Consider the following 17,366-nt stretch of genomic DNA (forward strand, 5'->3'; position numbering starts at 1 on the left):
CAGCGCGGCCGGGCTACGCAATGCGGCGCATGGCCTCGCGGATCGGGTCGGACTCGGTCGGGCGCACCAGCCGCGCCACTTCCTGCCCGTCGCGCAGGAACACCAGCGTCGGCCACAGCTTGATGTGAAACGACCGGCCAAGCCGGCGCCCGCTGCCGTCCTCGATCTTGAGGTGGCGCAACGCCGGATGCACGGCAAAGGCCTCCGCCAGCGCCGGCTGGGCGCGCTGGCAGTAGCCGCACCACGGGGCGCCGAATTCCAGCACGGTGGCGCCCGGCAGCGCATCCACTTCCGTGCGGGTCGGCTCGGTGGCCGCGTATTGTTGGGTCATGGGCATGGATCTGGTCCTTTCGCGACAGCCGGCTGATGGCATCCGCATGCCTGCCAGATTCGTTCCAGCGGCAACTCCGGGCAGGCACCGCGCAAAGAGGATGCACCAGACCGGCCCGGCTGTGTAATTTCTACGCCGCCGTGGCGATTTCCCACCAAGCCGGCAGCAGTTCGCGCACCTCGGCCGCGGCAAAGCGGTCGTCGATCAGGTAGACCACGCCCTGGTCCTGCTGCGTGCGGATGACCCGGCCCGCCGCCTGCACCACCTTGCGCAGCCCGGGATACAGGTAGGCATAGGCATAGCCCTGCCCGAACGCCTGCTGCATGCGCGCGCGGAACTGCTCGTTGACCGCGTTGAACTGTGGCAGTCCCAGGGTGGCAACGAAGGCGCCGATCAGGCGCTCGCCGGGCAGGTCCACGCCTTCGGCAAAGGCGCCGCCCAGCACCGCAAAGCCGATGCCCTCGCCGCCTTCCGCAAACGTATCCAGGAACGCCGCCTGCGCGGCTTCGTCCATGCCGCGCGACTGCACCCAATGCGGAATATCGGGGTGAGACTGGGCAAAGCGGGCCACCGCTTGCTGCAGGTATTCATGGCTGCTGAAGAACGCCAGGTAGTTGCCGCGCCGCGCGCGGAACTGGCCGGCCATCAGCGCGACGATCGCCGGCAGCGATTGTTCGCGCCGCGCATAGCGGGTGGAGATGCGCGCTGCAATCCGCACTGACAGTTGCTCGGCGCGGAACGGCGATGGCACTTGCACCCGCGCGCAATCGGCCGGCAAACCCAGCGTATCGAGGTAATAGGCGGCAGGATCGAGGGTCGCGGAGAACAGCGTGACCGAATGCGCGGCGGCAAAGCGCTGACGCAGGAACGGAGCCGGGATGACATTGCGCAGGCACAGCCGCGCATGGTGGCCGCGGCCGCTGCGGGGCACGCGCTGGATATCGAACAGCGAATGCGCGTCGAGCTGCTCGGCGAGGCGGCCAAAATGCAGCGCATCGAAATAGAAGCGCTGCAGCGCCGGATCCTGCGCGCCTGGATGTTCGGTCATATGCGTCAGTGCCGCCGCGCAGCATTCGTCCAGCGCGCGGCGGAAGGCGGCGGGCACTTCGGGCAGGACTTCATAGGCGCCGTCACTCTGGCGCGCCAGCGCGCTCCATTGCCGGGCCAGCCGCGTCAATGGCTTGCGCACGATGGCCGGCGCGCTGCGGCGCACCTCGCGCAGCGATTGGGGGTCGAGTTCCGCGGTGTACATGGCGCGGCCGCGCTCGACCAGGTTGTGGGCCTCGTCCACCAGCACGCTGGCGCGCCAGCCATTGGCCGCGGTCAGGGCATACAGCAACGCGCTGCGGTCGAAGTAGTAGTTGTAGTCGGCCACCACCACGTCGCTCCAGCGCACCAGCTCCTGCGACAGGTAGTAAGGGCAGACCCCATGTGCCAGCGCCAGCGTGCGTACCGCGGCGCGGTCGCGCACCGGCACGCCGCGCGCGGCTTCGCGTGCTGCCGGCAGGCGGTCATAGAAGCCGCGCGCCAGCGGGCAGGACTCGCCATGGCAGGCCAGCTCCGGATGCTCGCAAGCCTTGTCGCGGGCCACCAGCTCCAGCACATGCAGCGGCTGCGCGCCGTGGCCGCGCAGCGCATTGGCGGCGTGCAGCACCACCCCGCGCCCGGTGGAGCGGGCCGACAGGAAGTACACCTTGTCGATGCCCTGCCCCGGCATGGCCTTGAGCACCGGGAATAACGTGCCGACCGACTTGCCGATGCCGGTAGGCGCCTGCGCCAGCAGGTGGCGGCCCGCGCGGTTGGCGTTGTAGACCGCCTGCGCCAGTTCGCGCTGGCCCGGACGGAAGCCCTGGTGCGGAAAGGCCAGCTGCGTCAGCGCGCCATCGCGCGCCTTCCGGTGGGCCAGTTCCGCCTGCGCCCAGTGCAGGAACTGCTCGCAGGTCTGTACGAAGAAGGCTTCAAGCGCCTGCGCGGTGAAGTGCTCCGCGACCGGGTGCTCGCGCTGGCTGATGATGTCGAAATAGACTACCGCGATCTCCAGCCCGGGCAGCCCCAGCTTGCGGCATAACAGGCAGCCGTAGACCTTGGCCTGCGCCCAGTGCAGGTGGCGGTGGTTGTCCGGCACGGCGGCATCGCCGCGCACGGTCTTGATTTCTTCCAGGCGGTTGGCAGCGGGATCGTAGCCATCGGCGCGGCCGCGCACATGCAAGGGGCCGAAATCGGCGGCAAGCGCCACCTCGGCCTGGTAGCCCTCCCCGCGCCGGCTGGTCACTACGGCATGCCCGGCCACGCCCTCCTGCGCCGATGGCGTCGGCACGAAGCGCAGGTCCAGGTCACCCGCCTTGGCGGTGAACTCGCACAGCGCACGCACGGCCACCACGTAGGCCGGAGCGGCTCGCGTGGCAGGCGGGGCTGGAATGGGCGGGACGGCGGACACAGGAACGGGGCGCGGCGATAACTGTATGAATATACAGTATCCCGCAAGGCGTTATCGCGTGACGGCCGCTCCGGCATAAGGAAAGAGCAAAACGTTATTTCCATGTGCCCCACCCGCCGCTCTATATTGTCCGGCTTACAAGACAACAACCGCCTGCCGGCAAGCCGGCGGCGGACCACGACCGGAGCACAGCCTTGACCCGCGGCATCACCCTTGGCGACACCCTCTCCTGGCCCGCGCGCTACCTGCCGCGCAAGACCGCGCTGGTCAGCGGCATCGGTGCCGGTCGACGCGCGTGGACGTATGCGGAGCTCGATGCCGAGGTCCACCGCCACGCGCACGCGCTGCAGTCGCTGGGAATCGGCAAGGGCGACGTGGTCGCGGCCTTCCTCTACAACACCCCGGCCTTCGTCTTCACGCTGCTGGCCACGGCGCGCATCGGCGCGGTCTACAACCCGGTCAACTACCGCCTGGCTGCGCAGGAACTGGCCTACATCCTGAACGATGGCGGCGCCAAGGCAGTGCTGTTCGAGCAGGAAGGCGCGGGCGTGGTGGAGAAGGCGGCCGAACTGGCCCCCGGCACCGCGCTGCGCATCTATGCCGACCCCGATGCCGCGCCCGCCTTTGCCACACATCGGCTCGACACGCTGGTTGCGGGCCGGCCGGCCACGCCGCCCGCGGTGACGGTCCTTGAAGACGACCCTTGCATCCTGATGTACACCAGCGGCACCACCGGCCGCCCCAAGGGCGTGGTGCACACCCATCGCAGCAAGCTGCAGCACAACGCGATGATGCACCAGGCCATGACGCTGTCGCGCGAGGACGTGGGCCTGTCGGTCGCGCCGCTGAACCATACAGCCGAGCTGCATACCAGCTTCCTGCCCCGCCTGCAGGTCGGCGCGACGCAGGTGCTGCAGCGCCGCTTCGACGCGGGCGAGGCCTGGCAACTGGTGGAAAGCGAACGCGTCACGCATTTCTTTGCCGCGCCGACCATGGTGGGCATGCTGCTGAACCATCCGGACGCCGAAACACGCAACGTGTCTTCACTGCGGCTGGTGGAATACGGCGGCGCGTCGATGGCACCGCACCTGATCCGCGAGTGGGACCGCAAGGTCGGCGCCGGGCTGGTGCAGGTGTACGGCACCACGGAAATGGGCCCGTGCATGTCGGTGCTTTACCCGCAAGAGCAACTGAGCCACGCTGGCTCGGCAGGCCTGCCCGCGCTCGGCCATGAACTGGTGGTGGCCAGGCTGCGCGACGACGGCGAGCCGACCGACCCCTTGCAGCCGTGCGCGCCGGGCGAAGTCGGCGAAGTGCTGGTGCGTGGCCCCTGCATGATGCAGGGCTACCTGAACCGCCCGGATGCCAATGCGCGCGCGCTGGCGCACGGCTGGTACCACACCGGCGACCTCGGCAGCCTGGATGCGGACGGCTACCTGTGGATCCGCGACCGCATCGACTACATGATCAATTCCGGCGCGGAGAACGTCTATCCGCGCGAGGTGGAAGACGCACTGATCGAGCATCCGGCCGTGCTGGAGGTAGCCGTGCTGGGCGAACCCGATCCGACCTGGGGCCAGGTGGTCGGCGCCTATGTGGTGACGCGCGGCGACGCACCGATCAGCGCGGCACAGCTCGACGCCTTCCTGCTGCAGGGCGACCGGCTGGCAGCCTACAAGCGCCCGCGCCGCTATCACTTCCTGGACGCATTGCCCAAGACCACCAGCGGCAAGATCCAGAAGCATATGCTGCGCGCAGGCGCCACGGCCTGAGCCTCAGACCAGGCGCGCATCGTACTGCCAGCGGCGCACCTTGACGTAGGCCAGCCGCGCGGCGTCGCGGTGTGCCGGGTTGACCAGCACGTTGTGCTCTTCGGGAATGACGATGGAAGGCACCAGCAGCAAGGCGCTGGTGCCAGCCATGGTCCAGGCTTGGCCGGCGTCGAGGCTGGTCTTGCCGGCGGGAATGGCATCCCAACCAACCGGGGCAGTGTCCGCGCTCAGTCTCTGCGCCGCCGCCCATAGCTCGTCAGGGATGTCGATCCGGACCAGGTGGCGGTTCAGCGGCAGCCCGCCCGCGCCCAGGTGGACCAGCGTTTCCAGGCAAGCCAGCGCGATACTGGACGCCGCATAGATCAAGGGCGTGCCTTGCCGGTTCCAGCGCCCGCCGGTAGCCTTGGCGCCGGCGCCGCTGGCATCGTCCGCGGTGTAGTCTGGGGTGTCGGTCGCGATCCGCCAGGCTGGCCTCACGCGTAAGCCCCGCTCTGCATCCTGGCCACCAGGTCGGAAACGATGCGCTGGCCGGCGAGGGTATCCATCAGCTCAGCGGGGCGGCGCCCGCCCAGCGCAGGCGACGGCTGCTCCAGCCACTGCGCCACCCACTGTGCCGCGCTGAAGCCGCGCGGATCGCCCGAGCTTTCCACCAGCGCCTGGACCTGCCCGACCAGCCGCGCCATGCCCAGCACGCGCTCGCTCTGCTCGCTCGACAGGTTCTGGTGCGCCCGTGCCTTGCGGTCCACGGTGGCGCGCGGCAAGTCCAGTGTCTTGATCAACTGCTCCTTGGTCGTGCCCATGGATTCGGCCAGGCGGGTCAGGTCTGAAGCCGGCACACCTTCACGAATCGCGCGGATGACCGACATGGCGCCTTGCGTCGACAGGCTGGCCTCATAGACGGCGACGTAGTTGTTGACGCTCAGCTCGGGCGGAGCCGGGCGTTCATGAGCCAGCGGATAGCGGCCTTCGGGAGTGAATGTGAGCGGCATGGCAGATCTCATCAAATGAGCATTCAGTATAGCTCAATTGACAAAAGCCACCTGGGCACCCGCCATGCATCCCCGGGGTGCCCTGTGCCAGGTGCGCTATAAGCCTCGCATGCGCCGCCGGCTGCCCTTGCCGGCTGCCAGCGCAGCGCGGGCCGGCTTTGTGCGGCGGCCGGCCGGACTGGCGGGGCCGGCGGCGGCCGTGGTTGCGGCACCCGCCTGGTCGCGATACTCGGCCAGCAGGCTTTCCCGCTGCCGCACCCGTTCTTCCAGCACGGCGAGCGCCTGGCCAAGGCGGGTCATCTCGCTGCCCTGGCGCGACGCGGCCTCGGCGGCACGCGTCAGCCGCTCAACGGCCGCCTTGCGTTCGGCTTCCAGCAGCTTCTGGGCTTCCCTGGCGGCCATGCGCGCGGCGTCCAGCTCCAGCGCCATGCGGCGCTCATTGGCGGCGGCGCGCTGGGTCACGGTTTCCCGCTCCTGGTCCCACGCCGCCCGCTGCGCGGCGAAATCCTGCTGCATGGCGTTGTGCGCCGACAGCGCCGCGGCCGACTCTGCGCGCATGGTCTGCGCCTGTTGCTGCAAGGCGGCGGCCGCTGTTTCAGCACGCACGGCGCGCTCCGTGGCGTCGTCTCGGGCCCGTGTCAGTTCCGCCATGGCCGTCTCGGCCCCTTCCAGTCGGGCCTGCATGACCTGGCGTTCCTGCGCCAGCGCCTCGCGCTCCTGCTCCAGTGCCGCCCGGGCCTCGGCCAGCGCCGCCTCACGCTGCATCAGCGCGGCCTCGGCCGAAGCCTTGGCTACCTGCAGCGCCGCTTCCCACAGGTAGCGCGCTGCCTCCGTGACTGGCTCCGGGCATCCGGGTGCGGGCGCAAAGCCCTGTGGATCCTGGATACGTCCACCCAGCGCCGCAAACCAGGCATCCAGGTGCGGGCTGACCGTATTGGGCGAGCCCCGCCCCAGGTGCAGTCGGATGCGTTCGATGGTGGGCCGCTGGCCGGCCTTGAGCAAGCTGTCGGCGGCCTGCCAGACGTCGTCTCGGGTAATGCCACGGCTGCGGAGGGTTTCCATGATGGGATCCGGCAAAAGTCTGTGAGGAAGAGAAATAAAGTTCGATAATGGAGACTTATCGGTTGTTATTTGTTTTTTTCGTATGATATATTACAGCATACATCATATTTGATATGATAAAAATCAAAGAAGCCCACGCGGCCTACTTTCCACCGATCGCATCCGATGTCGAACTACCGGCGCCGCTTCGTCCGTCCGAACTGGATCCTCTTGCCGAGCAAGCGGCCAATGCCTTGCGCCGCGAAGGCGAATCCCAAAACACGGTGGCGAGCTACCGGTCCGCATTGCGCTACTGGGCTGCCTGGTATGCCCTGCGCTACCGGCAACCTGTGCGGCTCCCGCTCGCGCCTGCCGTCGTCATCCAGTTCATCGTCGACCACGCCACGCGCCAGACGCCGCAGGGCCCTGTCTGCGAGATGCCCGCGGCCATCGACCAAGCGCTGGTCGCTGACGGATACAAGGCACGACCCGGCCCGCCCGCGCTGTCCACGCTGACGCACCGGCTGGCGGTACTGGCCAAGGCCCACCACCTGCAGGCCCTGCCCAACCCCTGTGCCGAAGCTGCGGTGCGCGAACTGATGGCCGGCATCCGGCGTGCCTATGCGCGCCGCGGGCAGCGGCAGGCGCGCAAGGCGGCGCTGACCCGCGATCCGCTGCTGCGCCTGCTCGATACCTGCGATGACTCGCTGCGCGGCCTGCGCGACCGCGCGCTGCTGCTGTTTGCGTGGGCCAGTGGCGGGCGCCGCCGCTCTGAAGTCGCGCGCGCGACCCTCGACCACCTCACCCGGCTTGGCCCAGGTGATTTCGTCTATGCACTGGGCTGGTCCAAGACCAACCAGTCAGGCAACGAGCGCGCCGATACCGCCAAGCCCGTCACCGGTGCCGCCGGCCAGGCGCTGGAGGCATGGCTTGCGGCCGCCGGCATCAGCAGCGGGCCGCTGTTTCGCCGCATCCGCCGCGGCGGGCATGTGGCAGAAGGTTTGTCCGATGCGGCAGTCAGCCGCATCGTCAAGACGCGCTGCGCACTGGCGGGACTGGAGGGCGACTACTCAGCGCATTCACTGCGCTCGGGCTTTGTCACTGAGGCCGCTGCGCAACAGGTGTCGCTGGCCGAGACCATGGCCATGACCGGCCACGCAAGCGTGTCGACGGTAGTGCGGTATTTCCGCGCAGCGGACGCGCGGCGCTCACGTGCGGCCGACCTGCTGGCGCAAGCGCCGCAATCCGCCGAAGGCGACTGACGGCGGCTTGCAACTGGCGCCAATCATGCCGCGCAGCCGGCCCAAATACGGGTATTTCGCTAGCTGGCAGCGCTGGCTCGGGCTGCGGGGGGTGCCTATACTGGCAGCGCGCCGCACAGTGCCAGGCATGGCCGGCCGCGCCCGGAGAATCCGGCAGGCAATCGCCATTGGCACGATGTGCAGCGGCGGGATGCAATTGCGCACCACCTGCCTGGACCGGAACAAGCAGAAACGCGGAGATGGGGATGCCCAACGAACAATTCCTCGCCACCCAGGAAACCCGGCGCTCGGGGCTGAAAGCCCTGCGGGCTGCCTTGCTGCAGGTTCACAAGGAAGTCATCGGCTATGACAGGACCCAGTATGAGCGCCTGAACGGCCCGATTCCGGCGGGCCTGTTTGTGCAACTGGTGACTGAAGACAACTACTTCCGCTGGCTCGACCCGCTGTCGCGCCTGATCATCGAGATCGACGAAGAGCTGGAGGCCAAGGAACACCACGACGAAACCTGCCGTGCAGTCGGACGCGCCGCGGAAAGACTGTTCAGCGACGGTTCCGACCCGGCCTTCCGCAAGCGCTACCAGGAAGCCCTGCAGGACGAGTCCGGCGTCATCGTGGCGCACGGACGGCTGATGTCGGTGATCGGGCAGTTGCGCCAGTTGCCATAGCACGCCGGATTGCGGGGGCGCGTTGCACGCCCCTCGGCATAGCCTGCCCGCCTACTTCACCGGCTTCGATCCCGGCCCGGGTTTGCGCGGCGCATGGGTATCGACAGCCACGGGGTCGCTCGCCGGGAACGTCTCTTTCAGCGCCTCGTCCAGTTCGCGCTCGATCAGTTCATCCTTCCGCTGTTGTTCACCGGAGGCTGGCGTCTGGTGCTTCTGCGTTGCGGGCTTGGTCATGGCGATGGGGCTCCGTTGGCGTCCATGAGCGGATGGTAATCCCGTGCGGGCTGCCTTGCCATCACGGCGACGCATGGTCATCGGCCCCTGCCACCGCGTCCGCCCCCATGCCAGCCGCCATTCCCGTGGCCACCACCGCCATGCCAGTGATGCCCGCCGTAACCGCCGCCATGGATATAGGTAAAGCTGCCGTAGAAACCACCGTAGCCGGGCCAGGGACCGTAGTACGGATAGTACGGCGCAGCCGGGTAGCCATCGTAGTAGGCAGACGACACCGGATAGGCCGGATAAGCGGGGTAGTAAGGGTCGCCTGCATATGGATAGGCGACGCAGCCAGCCAGCACTGCCACGCAGAGGGCCGCTCCCAATCCATATCGCATGATCCGCTCCTCACCGTGGCGCCGGCGTTCGGCCGCCTGACAGCAAGTTAGACCGCTCGGCAAGCCTCGCAATTCCTCGAAATGCGGCCGCGCCCTGATGACGTGCAGCAATCGACGTGCATATATCGGGACAATTCAACGCCATATTTAAGAAATGTCCGATATTCAGATGAGAAACAACAGAATACAGTCCTCTTGCACCCGGCCCGCGGGTGCCCCGACTGAGCCAGGTTGACCCCCTTCCTGGTTCCTTACACTGCCACGATGGTCCCCGCCATCGTGGCATTTTTTTCGCCGCGATCCTGCTGCAGGCGCTACAGGCCCTTCTCGACCATGTCGAGCAGGCGCTGCCCGAGGATCTCTGCCTGCTCCCTGGCGCGGCTGCGCAGCGGGCCGTCGATCAGCAGGATGGCCAGGCCATGCACGGCCGACCACGCCAGGTACTCCGCACCCGGCCGGCGCTCGGGCGGCAGCACGCCGGCCTCCACCAGCTTGTCGAGTGCCGCGCCCAGCAGCTGGAACGGATTGAGGCCGCTGTTGCCCGCCTTGGCCGGGTCGGCATCGTCTTCCACTTCATCCGGCACCGAGAATGCGGTGCGGAACAGTCCGGTCTCGGCCAGCGCAAAGCGCAGGTAGCCGGTGCCGACCGCGCGCAGGCAGGCACGCGCATGCGCGGCGGCCCCGCGGCCCGGGCGCAGCCCGCCGATTTCACCTTCCATGGCAATGGCAAGCGACGACAAGGCCGAGGCCCGCACCGCCTGCAGCAGGTCCTGCCGGCTGGCAAAGTGCCGGTACGCGGCATTGGGCACCACGCCGGCACGGCGCGTGGCCTCGCGCAGCACGATGGCGTCGGGGCCACCCTCGCGCGCCAGGTCGATGCCGGCGTCCAGCAGCGCGCGGCGCAGGTCCCCGTGGCGGTAGGTGGCGCGCGCCGGGGGCACGGGGACAGCCCGGGTCATGCGGCCCCCCTTGAATATGGATAACGGTTCATGATGTGCATACGCTTATAGTGAACAGTGTACACAATCAAGCCGAAACAAGTCTGTTGCATCAAGGATTGCAGGAACCAGCGGACCGGAATGCGGGCTTCAGAGGATTGGCGCAAACAGCTTGGCGACGTGCATCGCCACGCGCAGCGGCGCCGGCGCGTCAAGGAACTCGTCCACGCCGATGCGCCGGGCCTGGGCGAAGTCGGCTTCGAGCATGGTGGCCACGCTCGCGGCAAAGCCCTTGTCGGCGGTCATCACCATCAGCTCGAAGTTGAGCCGGAACGAGCGGTTGTCCAGGTTGGCCGTGCCGACGGCCGCGGCTTCATCGTCGATCAGGATGACCTTCTGGTGCAGGAAGCCCGGCTGGTAGCGATACAGCTTGATGCCGGCGGACACGGCCTGGTACGCATAGATGGTGGAGGCAGCATAGACCACCAGGTGATCGGGCCGCGCCGGAATCAGGATGCGCACATCCACGCCGCGCAGCACGGCCAGCCGCAGCACCGCAAATACCGCCTCGTCTGGCACGAAATACGGCGACGTGATCCACAGCCGGTGGCGCGCCGACTGGATGGCCTCGACAAAGAACAGCGAACAGGTTTCCTGCGCGTCGGCAGGGCCTGATGGCACCACCTGGCAGGTCATGCGCCCGCCCACCTCAGGCGGCGGCATCAGCAGGTGCGGCACCTCCCGCGCAGCCCAGAACCAGTCTTCGGCAAAGGCCATCTGCAGGTCCAGCACGGCGCTGCCGCGCAGCACGATATGGGTGTCGCGCCACGGCGCCAGCGGCGGGCGTTCGCCCAGGTATTCGACGCCGACGTTGTGGCCACCGACAAAGGCCTCGCTGCCATCGACGATCACCAGCTTGCGATGGTTGCGAAAATTGAGCTGGAACCGGTTGACAAAGCCGCTGTGCGTGGAAAACGCCCGCGCATCGACGCCAGCCTCGGTCAGCGTGCGCACATAGCTGCGCGGCAGCGCGTGGCAGCCGATGCGATCGAACAGGAAGTACACCTTGACGCCGGCCCGCGCGCGCTCACACAGCAGCGCCTGCAGGCGCTGGCCCAGCGCGTCGTCATGCACAATGAAGAACTGCACGATCAGCACCTGGCTGGCCCGCGCGATCGCGGCAAAGATCGCCTCGAAGGTCTGCTCGCCGTTGACCAGCAAGCGCACGTCATTGTTGGCCAGGCACGGCATGCCGGTCAGCCGGGGCAGCGCACGCATGCAGACTTGCGCCGGCGCATGGACCACGCAGGCGCTGCGCGCCTCGCGCTCGCGCGGGGTCATGCCGTGGCGCAGCTCGCGCAGGTGGTCGTCATTGAAGCGCCGCGCATCGACGTAGCCGGCGAAGGTGCTGCGCCCGAAGATCAGGTAAGGCACCAGCGTGAAGTACGGCATCATCAGCAGCGACCCCGCCCACGCGATCGCGCCGGGCGCGGTACGCACCGTCATGACGGCATGCAGGGCGGCCACCACGCCGACGACGTGAAAGCACAGGACGATGATGGCGATGACACTCGGGCTCTGCAGCATCGGTGGGCTTGAGTCCCCGGACCGGAACGGGATGCGCGCTATTTTGGCACACCCCGCCCGGATGTTGACAGCACGGCGCCCATAACTTCAACGCGGCTGCCTTCTTTTTTGGCACGCCGACAGCATCACGGTGCCAGGCCGAAGTCCGGCCACTGCTCCCCGGCTTGTCCACAGGAACTGTGGACAACTTTCCATATCGCCATCGGCCCCGTCGACATGCGCTCCGTCACGCCAAGAACGCGAGCTCCATCAAAAAAAACAGCAGAAATTTCAGAAATGTCTGATTGTCCTGTTGACCGCACTTTTTGTACGCTTGCTGCTTGCGATCGGTAGTGCTGCGTGCGTGCGCGCCTGGTGCCTGCCTTCGTCCCATCGTGGTCCGGCTCCTGCCCTACCGCGGTCCGGCCGTCCCTGCCAAGGCTCTCGTATTTCGCCATCGATGAATATTGCGCTGCTCATGGGCAAGTCGCCCCAACTCCGGCAGGTGCCGGAACTGCTGGCACGTTCCGGTTATCGCTGCAATGTGTTTGAAACGGGCCGCGACCTGATCCACGGTGTCAGCCAGGCACCGTTCGAGCTGCTGCTGATCGATGACGAGTTGCCGGACCTGCCAGCCGTCGACGTTATCCGTGCCGTGCGATGTGCGCGCTCTCGCGATGTGCCCATCATCATGCTTGCGGCCGACAGCAGTGAAGACGGCCTCGTCGATGCACTCGAAGCCGGCGCCGATGACTACGTGTGCCGCCCGCTCAATGCGCGCGTGCTGATGGCACGCATCACGGCGCTGCGCCGCCGGGTGACCGGCGAGCGCCTGCGCCAGGGCCTGGTGGTGCGCGTCGGCCCCTACCAGCTCAACAGCGTGGGCCGCTTTGCCACGCTGCGCGACGAGCGCATCGAAATGACGCCGAAGGAATTCGATCTGGCCATGCTGCTGTTCTCCAATGTCGGCCGGGTCCTGTCCAGCGACAGCATCCAGCAGGCGGTGTGGCGTCATGAACTGGCACCGCTGTCGCGGGCGCTGGCGGGACTGATCTCGCGCCTGCGCAGGACCCTGCGCATCGGCATCGCCAACGGCATCGTCATCACCGTCGTCTACGCGCACGGCTACCGGCTCGACGTACTGGAAGGGGGCGACGCGCCCAGGCTGCCCGCAGCGGACCGCCGGGTTACAAGACGCAGGCAGCTGGACCGCTAGGCCGACAGCGTCGCCGCCAGCGACAGGAAATCCAGCACGGCCATGCCGGTTGCCGAGCGCTTGGCCTCGCGCTTGGCTGCCGCCGCCGCGGCACCGATATGCTGGCTGCCCATCCGCTGCAGCCCCGCCACGCCCTCGCCGCTCACGCACACCACGCCAACCGCCATCGACACTGGCGCGAAGAACACTGGCCGTCCGTGCCGGTCTTCGCCATGCATGCCGCCGGCGCTGCGATCGGCGGGCGAATACATGGCGCGCGCCGCGTCGTTGAAGCGCCGGATCGCAGCTTGCAGGCGCGCGGCCCAGTCGTTGCTCTGGTACAGGACCAGGAAGTCGTCGCCGCCCACATGGCCGAGAAAATCACGTGCGGGATCACAGGCCTCGGCCAGGATGGCGGCCGCACCCTTGAGCATCTCATCGCCCTTCCAGTAGCCATACTTGTCGTTGAAGGGCTTGAAGTGGTTCAGGTCGACATAGCAGGCGCGGAACTCGCTGGCGGCTTCGATCAGGCGCTCGATATGCTGGTTCAGCGGAATATTGCCGGGCAGGAAGGTCAACGGATTGGCGTAGCGCGCCGCCTCCATGCGCACTTCGGTGATGGCGCGGATCAGGTCAGCGCCGGTGCCCAGGCCGATATAGCAGCCCTGTTCGGTGATCACGAAACCATCGGCAAGCGAGCGCGTGTTCTCGCCGGACAGGATCTGCGCCATCTCCTCCAGGCTGGCGCGATGGTCAAAGCAGGCCGGCTCGCGGTTGGCCATGGCGATGCAGGCCTTCTTGCCATACAGCTCGCGATGGAACGGCGCCGCGTAACGGTCGACAAATGCCTGGCGGCTGATGATCGCCAGCGGCCGGCCTTCGTCATTGACGACGGCCACGGCCTGCAGGTCGGGCTGGTCCTGGAAGACGCGCAGCGCCGCATCGTTGCTGGTGCCAGGCGACACGGTCGGCGCGGGCCGCAGCAGGCGCCCGGCGGTGATGCCCGACCATCCTGAGCGCACCATCTGCGGAAACACCGCGATATGCCGCGACGCCAGCGCCTGGTGCACGTGCAGCGGCGCCTGCGCGGCCGGCCGTGCCACGGGCCTGCCCACGTAGTAGCCCTGGGCGCCGGTCACGCCCAGGTCGCGGATCACGGCGAGCTCGTCCTCGCCTTCAATGCCTTCGGCGATCACGCGCCCGCCAAAGGCGCTCATCAAGCGCAGCAGCGCGCGCAGGATCTCCAGCCGGCGCGAACAGGACGCAATGCCCCGCACCAGCGATTTGTCGATCTTGACGAACTGCGGCGACAGGTGTGCCAGCAGGTCGAGGTTGGCATGCCCGGTGCCGAAATCATCCAGCGCGTACTGCATGCCGAGCTCGCGCAGCACCGCCATCGCCTGGGCAAAGCTGGCCGCATCGCCGATCGGAGTCTGTTCGGTGACTTCGATCACCAGGCGCGATGGCGCAATGCCCGCTTCCAGCAGCGCCGCCATCAGCCGCCCGCGCTCGGCCAGCAGGTGCCGCAATGTCATGGGGCTGAAATTGAGGAAGAGCTTGCCGGGAAGGTCCAGGCTGCGCCAGGCGGCCAGCGCGGTGCGCGCTGCGTGGATCTCCAGCGCCATGGTCGCGGCAACGCCCTGCGCCAGCCGGAACAACGCGTCGGGTTGCGCCCAGGGCGAGCCCGCCGGCCCCCGGATCAGCGCCTCGTAGCCAAGGATCTCTGCGTTGTCGGCCTGCACGATCGGCTGGAATACCGCGTGTAGCGGCGGCAGCCGCGCACGCACCAGTGCCGCCGCGACGGGGGGGCCAGAAGATGCGACAGGTGCGCGGTCGTGCGAAGGCGTGGCGGCAGGCAGGCCTGTCATGGAGGGAAATCCGGGGGTGGAGCAAAAAGGGCGAGCGACATTGCATGACATGGAGATGACAGCGTGATGACAAAGATCCTCATTCCATGTCACGCCAGCGTCACGTTAATGACCGACCATCCGTGCGCCGCCTGCGACCGCCCCGGACAGAGGACAGCGCGCGCGGCAATTCGGGTCAAGCCCGGGCCGTGCATCCTTCTGGAACCAGCGTGCCCGTTTGGAGTCTTCTCCGTGTTGCAAGTCATCAAGACACACCTGCCCGGCCGCAGCCGGGCAGCTGCCTCCGCGCGGCTTTCCGCACGACTGGCCCGCCTGCCGCTGGTGGCGCGCCTGTGCGCCGCCTTTGCCCTGGTATATCTGTTCGGCGCCGCCGTCGGGTTGACCGGCATCGCCAACCTGGTCTCGATCAAGGCGCGCACCGACACCCTGTACGAGCACGACATGCACGGCGCCATCTCGGCCGAGCGTGCGCAGTCAGCGCTGGCCACCCTTGGCCGTGCCCAGCTGGCGCTGACCATGGCTACCAGCAGCACCGAGCGCGACGATGCCTCCGCGGACATTACGCGCGGCCTGTCGCAGCTCGATGCTGCGCTGGCCGGCGCACGCCAGGCCGCCGCGGCACAGGCCGCGCCGCTGCTGCGCGAACGCCAGCGCGCCGGCGAGCTGGTACAGGCCTATGTGGCGCTGTTGCGCAAGCAGCCGCTGGACTCGCTGCAATTCGACAGCGCGGTCTCGGTCGACGGCCACTTCGTCACCGAACAGCTGCAATCCCTCAGCCGGCAGGTGGAAGCCATGCGCCAGCAGCAGGAACAAAAGGCCGCCGCCACGGTGGCTAGCGTGGCGGCCAGCCAGCTGCGCGCACAGGCCTGGATGGCCGCCCTGCTCGGCGCCAGCCTGCTGGCGGCCGCCGCGCTGGCGTGGATCGCGGCACGCAGCCTGCGTGCCGAACTTGGCGGCGAGCCGCGCGACGCCGCCGAGATCGCCCGCCGCATAGCCGCCGGCGACCTGACTGCCACCATTGCCCTGCGCCCGTCGGACCACAGCAGCATGCTGCACCACGTGGCCGGCATGCGCGACCAGCTTGCCGGCGTGCTGGCGCGCATCCAGGCCAGCGCACAGGAGATCACCGCGGCCGGCCAGCAGATCGCCGAAGACAACCAGGCCTTGTCGGCGCGTACCCAGCAGCAGGCCAGCGCGCTCGATGCCACCACCGGCAGCATGCAGGCACTGGCCGCACGCGTGGCCGACGCGCACGCCCAGGCCACCGAATCGAGCCAGATGGCCAGCCAGGCACGTGCCGCCACCGATGCCGGCGCTGCCGTTGTGCAGCAGATGCGCGGCGCGATGGATACGCTGCACGGCCACTCGCGCCATATCGCCGAGATCGTCGGCGTGATCCAGGGCATCGCCTTCCAGACCAATATCCTGGCGCTGAATGCCGCCGTGGAAGCGGCCCGCGCCGGCGCCGCCGGCCGCGGCTTTGCGGTGGTCGCGCAAGAAGTGCGCGCGCTGGCCCAGCGCAGCGCCGATGCGGCGCGCGAGATCGGCGGCATCGTCGGCACGGCTACGCACGAGATCGAGCAAGGCGCGCGCCTGAGCGCCAGCGTGGTGGCGGCGATGGACCGCATCGCGGCTACCGTGGGGCACAGCCATGCGCTGGCCGAGGCGTTGCGCACGATTGCCGACGAGCAGGGCGGCAGCGTGCAGGCCGCCGGGCAATCCGTATCGCAGCTGCGTCAGACCGCCCAGCAGAACGCGGCGCTGGTCGATGACCTGGCCAGCCAGGCAGCCCGGCTGGACCAGCAGGCAGCGGCACTGGCCGACGATGTGGCCCGCTTCCGCTTCTAGTGCGTGTCATCTTTGTATCGGCCAGATGTGTCTGGGCGATACATTTGTCATGGCGGCGTAACCGGCATTTACGTCTTCCCCGACAAAGTTACAGATCTGTTTCAACTGAACCCGCGCCGGTTACGTGTCAGCCTGCCCGTGGCGAGTAATCTTGGTTCACACCAACTGAACTGGCACCCGCACAGGAAACCATGGCTGAACGACTCATCATGCTGGACGTACCCGGCGTCCTGTATTCCGACCGCTCCCGCACCCGCCTCGGCGGCATTCCGGATTCGGGCACGCTGCGCGACGTCCGGTTCTTTGATCCTGTCGCGCTGGGGTTCGTACGCAGGTTGTTCGGCGTGGCCGGCGCCCGCGTGGTGGTGTCCGACGCCTGGCGCCGCGGCACGCCCGCGGCAATCCTGCAGCAGCTGGACCTGCAGGTCGAAGCCATGACCCCGCCGGCCGCAGGCGGCCATGGTGCGGAAATCGAAGCCTATTTCGCCCAGGGCGCCAAGCCGGTCCACTACGTGATCATTTCCTGCGCCGCCCCGGAGTCCATGCCCGAGGCCTTGCGCGAGCACCTCGTCACCGTTGACCCGGCTGCCGGGCTGACCCTGGAGAACTTCCAGCAGGCACTCGGCATCCTGGGCGTGGCCTGCCCGTCCACGGTGATGCCCGCACCGAAACTGGATGCCGGCCTGAAGGCAAAGCTGGCCCAGCTGCAGCAGCTCGCCCGGGAGAATCCGGCCCGCTTCGACGGCGCGCTGGCACCGGCACGCGAGCGCACGCCCGTCCACGCCTGATCCCGCACCGGCAGCACATCCCGACGGGGCGCCCAAAGGCGCCCCGTTTGCA

General features: G+C 68.0%; 16 protein-coding genes. 6 read left to right on the forward strand and 10 right to left on the reverse strand.

Annotated elements, in window-relative coordinates; genetic code table 11:
* Positions 1–13 precede the first annotated feature (13 nt).
* On the reverse strand, positions 14–337 hold the full coding sequence (locus RS901_RS28285; RefSeq protein ID WP_013952898.1) for a thioredoxin family protein: 324 nt from the start codon (positions 335–337) through the stop codon (positions 14–16).
* 124 nt (positions 338–461) lie between these two features.
* A complete protein-coding gene (locus RS901_RS28290) occupies positions 462–2,768 on the reverse strand; it encodes an ATP-dependent DNA helicase (RefSeq protein WP_316153822.1) in 2,307 nt (768 codons plus the stop codon).
* Between the two features lie 194 nt (positions 2,769–2,962).
* Here RS901_RS28290 and RS901_RS28295 point away from each other — a divergent pair, with 194 nt between their 5' ends.
* Positions 2,963–4,540 carry a fatty acid--CoA ligase gene (locus RS901_RS28295; protein ID WP_316153823.1) on the forward strand — a complete coding sequence of 526 codons (1,578 nt, stop codon included), beginning with the start codon at positions 2,963–2,965 and terminating at the stop codon, positions 4,538–4,540.
* 3 nt (positions 4,541–4,543) lie between these two features.
* Here RS901_RS28295 and RS901_RS28300 read toward each other — a convergent pair whose 3' ends face one another.
* From RS901_RS28300 to RS901_RS28310, 3 genes are all read right to left on the reverse strand, one after another.
* Positions 4,544–5,017, reverse strand: coding sequence for an RES family NAD+ phosphorylase (locus tag RS901_RS28300; RefSeq protein WP_316153824.1), 474 nt, complete (start codon positions 5,015–5,017; stop codon positions 4,544–4,546).
* Positions 5,014–5,529, reverse strand: a complete 516-nt coding sequence (gene parS, locus RS901_RS28305; RefSeq protein WP_316153825.1) for a type II RES/Xre toxin-antitoxin system antitoxin — start codon at positions 5,527–5,529, stop codon at positions 5,014–5,016. Before parS ends, RS901_RS28300 begins: the two co-directional genes overlap by 4 nt.
* Positions 5,530–5,625: 96 nt before the next feature.
* Positions 5,626–6,591 (reverse strand): DNA-binding protein, encoded by a 966-nt coding sequence (locus RS901_RS28310; protein ID WP_316153826.1) that lies wholly within the window; start codon positions 6,589–6,591, stop codon positions 5,626–5,628.
* Between the two features lie 113 nt (positions 6,592–6,704).
* Here RS901_RS28310 and RS901_RS28315 point away from each other — a divergent pair, with 113 nt between their 5' ends.
* Positions 6,705–7,832 (forward strand): site-specific integrase, encoded by a 1,128-nt coding sequence (locus RS901_RS28315; protein WP_316153827.1) that lies wholly within the window; start codon positions 6,705–6,707, stop codon positions 7,830–7,832.
* Between the two features lie 239 nt (positions 7,833–8,071).
* Positions 8,072–8,497, forward strand: a complete 426-nt coding sequence (locus RS901_RS28320) for a hypothetical protein (protein WP_035823937.1) — start codon at positions 8,072–8,074, stop codon at positions 8,495–8,497.
* A gap of 51 nt (positions 8,498–8,548) precedes the next feature.
* Here RS901_RS28320 and RS901_RS28325 read toward each other — a convergent pair whose 3' ends face one another.
* The 4 genes from RS901_RS28325 to cls form a co-directional block, all read right to left on the reverse strand.
* The gene (locus tag RS901_RS28325) at positions 8,549–8,731 is read right to left on the reverse strand and encodes a hypothetical protein (protein ID WP_316153828.1); all 183 of its coding nucleotides are present in this window, start codon (positions 8,729–8,731) and stop codon (positions 8,549–8,551) included.
* 77 nt (positions 8,732–8,808) lie between these two features.
* Entirely contained in the window at positions 8,809–9,111 is a 303-nt protein-coding gene (locus RS901_RS28330; RefSeq protein ID WP_316153829.1) for a hypothetical protein, read from the reverse strand.
* Positions 9,112–9,425: 314 nt separating this feature from the next.
* The gene (locus RS901_RS28335) at positions 9,426–10,070 is read right to left on the reverse strand and encodes a TetR/AcrR family transcriptional regulator (protein WP_316153830.1); all 645 of its coding nucleotides are present in this window, start codon (positions 10,068–10,070) and stop codon (positions 9,426–9,428) included.
* A 129-nt stretch (positions 10,071–10,199) separates the two neighbouring features.
* Complete coding sequence (gene cls / locus RS901_RS28340) at positions 10,200–11,636, reverse strand: cardiolipin synthase (protein WP_316153831.1); 1,437 nt, start codon at positions 11,634–11,636, stop codon at positions 10,200–10,202.
* A 439-nt stretch (positions 11,637–12,075) separates the two neighbouring features.
* Between cls and RS901_RS28345 the strand changes: the two genes are divergently transcribed.
* Positions 12,076–12,831, forward strand: a complete 756-nt coding sequence (locus RS901_RS28345; RefSeq protein ID WP_410054193.1) for a response regulator transcription factor — start codon at positions 12,076–12,078, stop codon at positions 12,829–12,831.
* On the opposite strand, the gene RS901_RS28350 is transcribed toward RS901_RS28345, so the two are convergent.
* Complete coding sequence (locus tag RS901_RS28350) at positions 12,828–14,678, reverse strand: phosphodiesterase (protein ID WP_316153833.1); 1,851 nt, start codon at positions 14,676–14,678, stop codon at positions 12,828–12,830. The genes RS901_RS28345 and RS901_RS28350 overlap by 4 nt on opposite strands.
* A 231-nt stretch (positions 14,679–14,909) precedes the next feature.
* Here RS901_RS28350 and RS901_RS28355 point away from each other — a divergent pair, with 231 nt between their 5' ends.
* On the forward strand, positions 14,910–16,526 hold the full coding sequence (locus tag RS901_RS28355; RefSeq protein ID WP_316153834.1) for a methyl-accepting chemotaxis protein: 1,617 nt from the start codon (positions 14,910–14,912) through the stop codon (positions 16,524–16,526).
* Between the two features lie 191 nt (positions 16,527–16,717).
* The gene (locus RS901_RS28360) at positions 16,718–17,314 is read left to right on the forward strand and encodes an HAD domain-containing protein (RefSeq protein ID WP_114134743.1); all 597 of its coding nucleotides are present in this window, start codon (positions 16,718–16,720) and stop codon (positions 17,312–17,314) included.
* The last annotated feature ends 52 nt before the right edge of the window (positions 17,315–17,366 follow it).

The sequence above is a fragment of the Cupriavidus sp. BIC8F genome (genome assembly GCF_032465815.1).
GTDB classification, from domain to species: domain Bacteria; phylum Pseudomonadota; class Gammaproteobacteria; order Burkholderiales; family Burkholderiaceae; genus Cupriavidus; species Cupriavidus necator.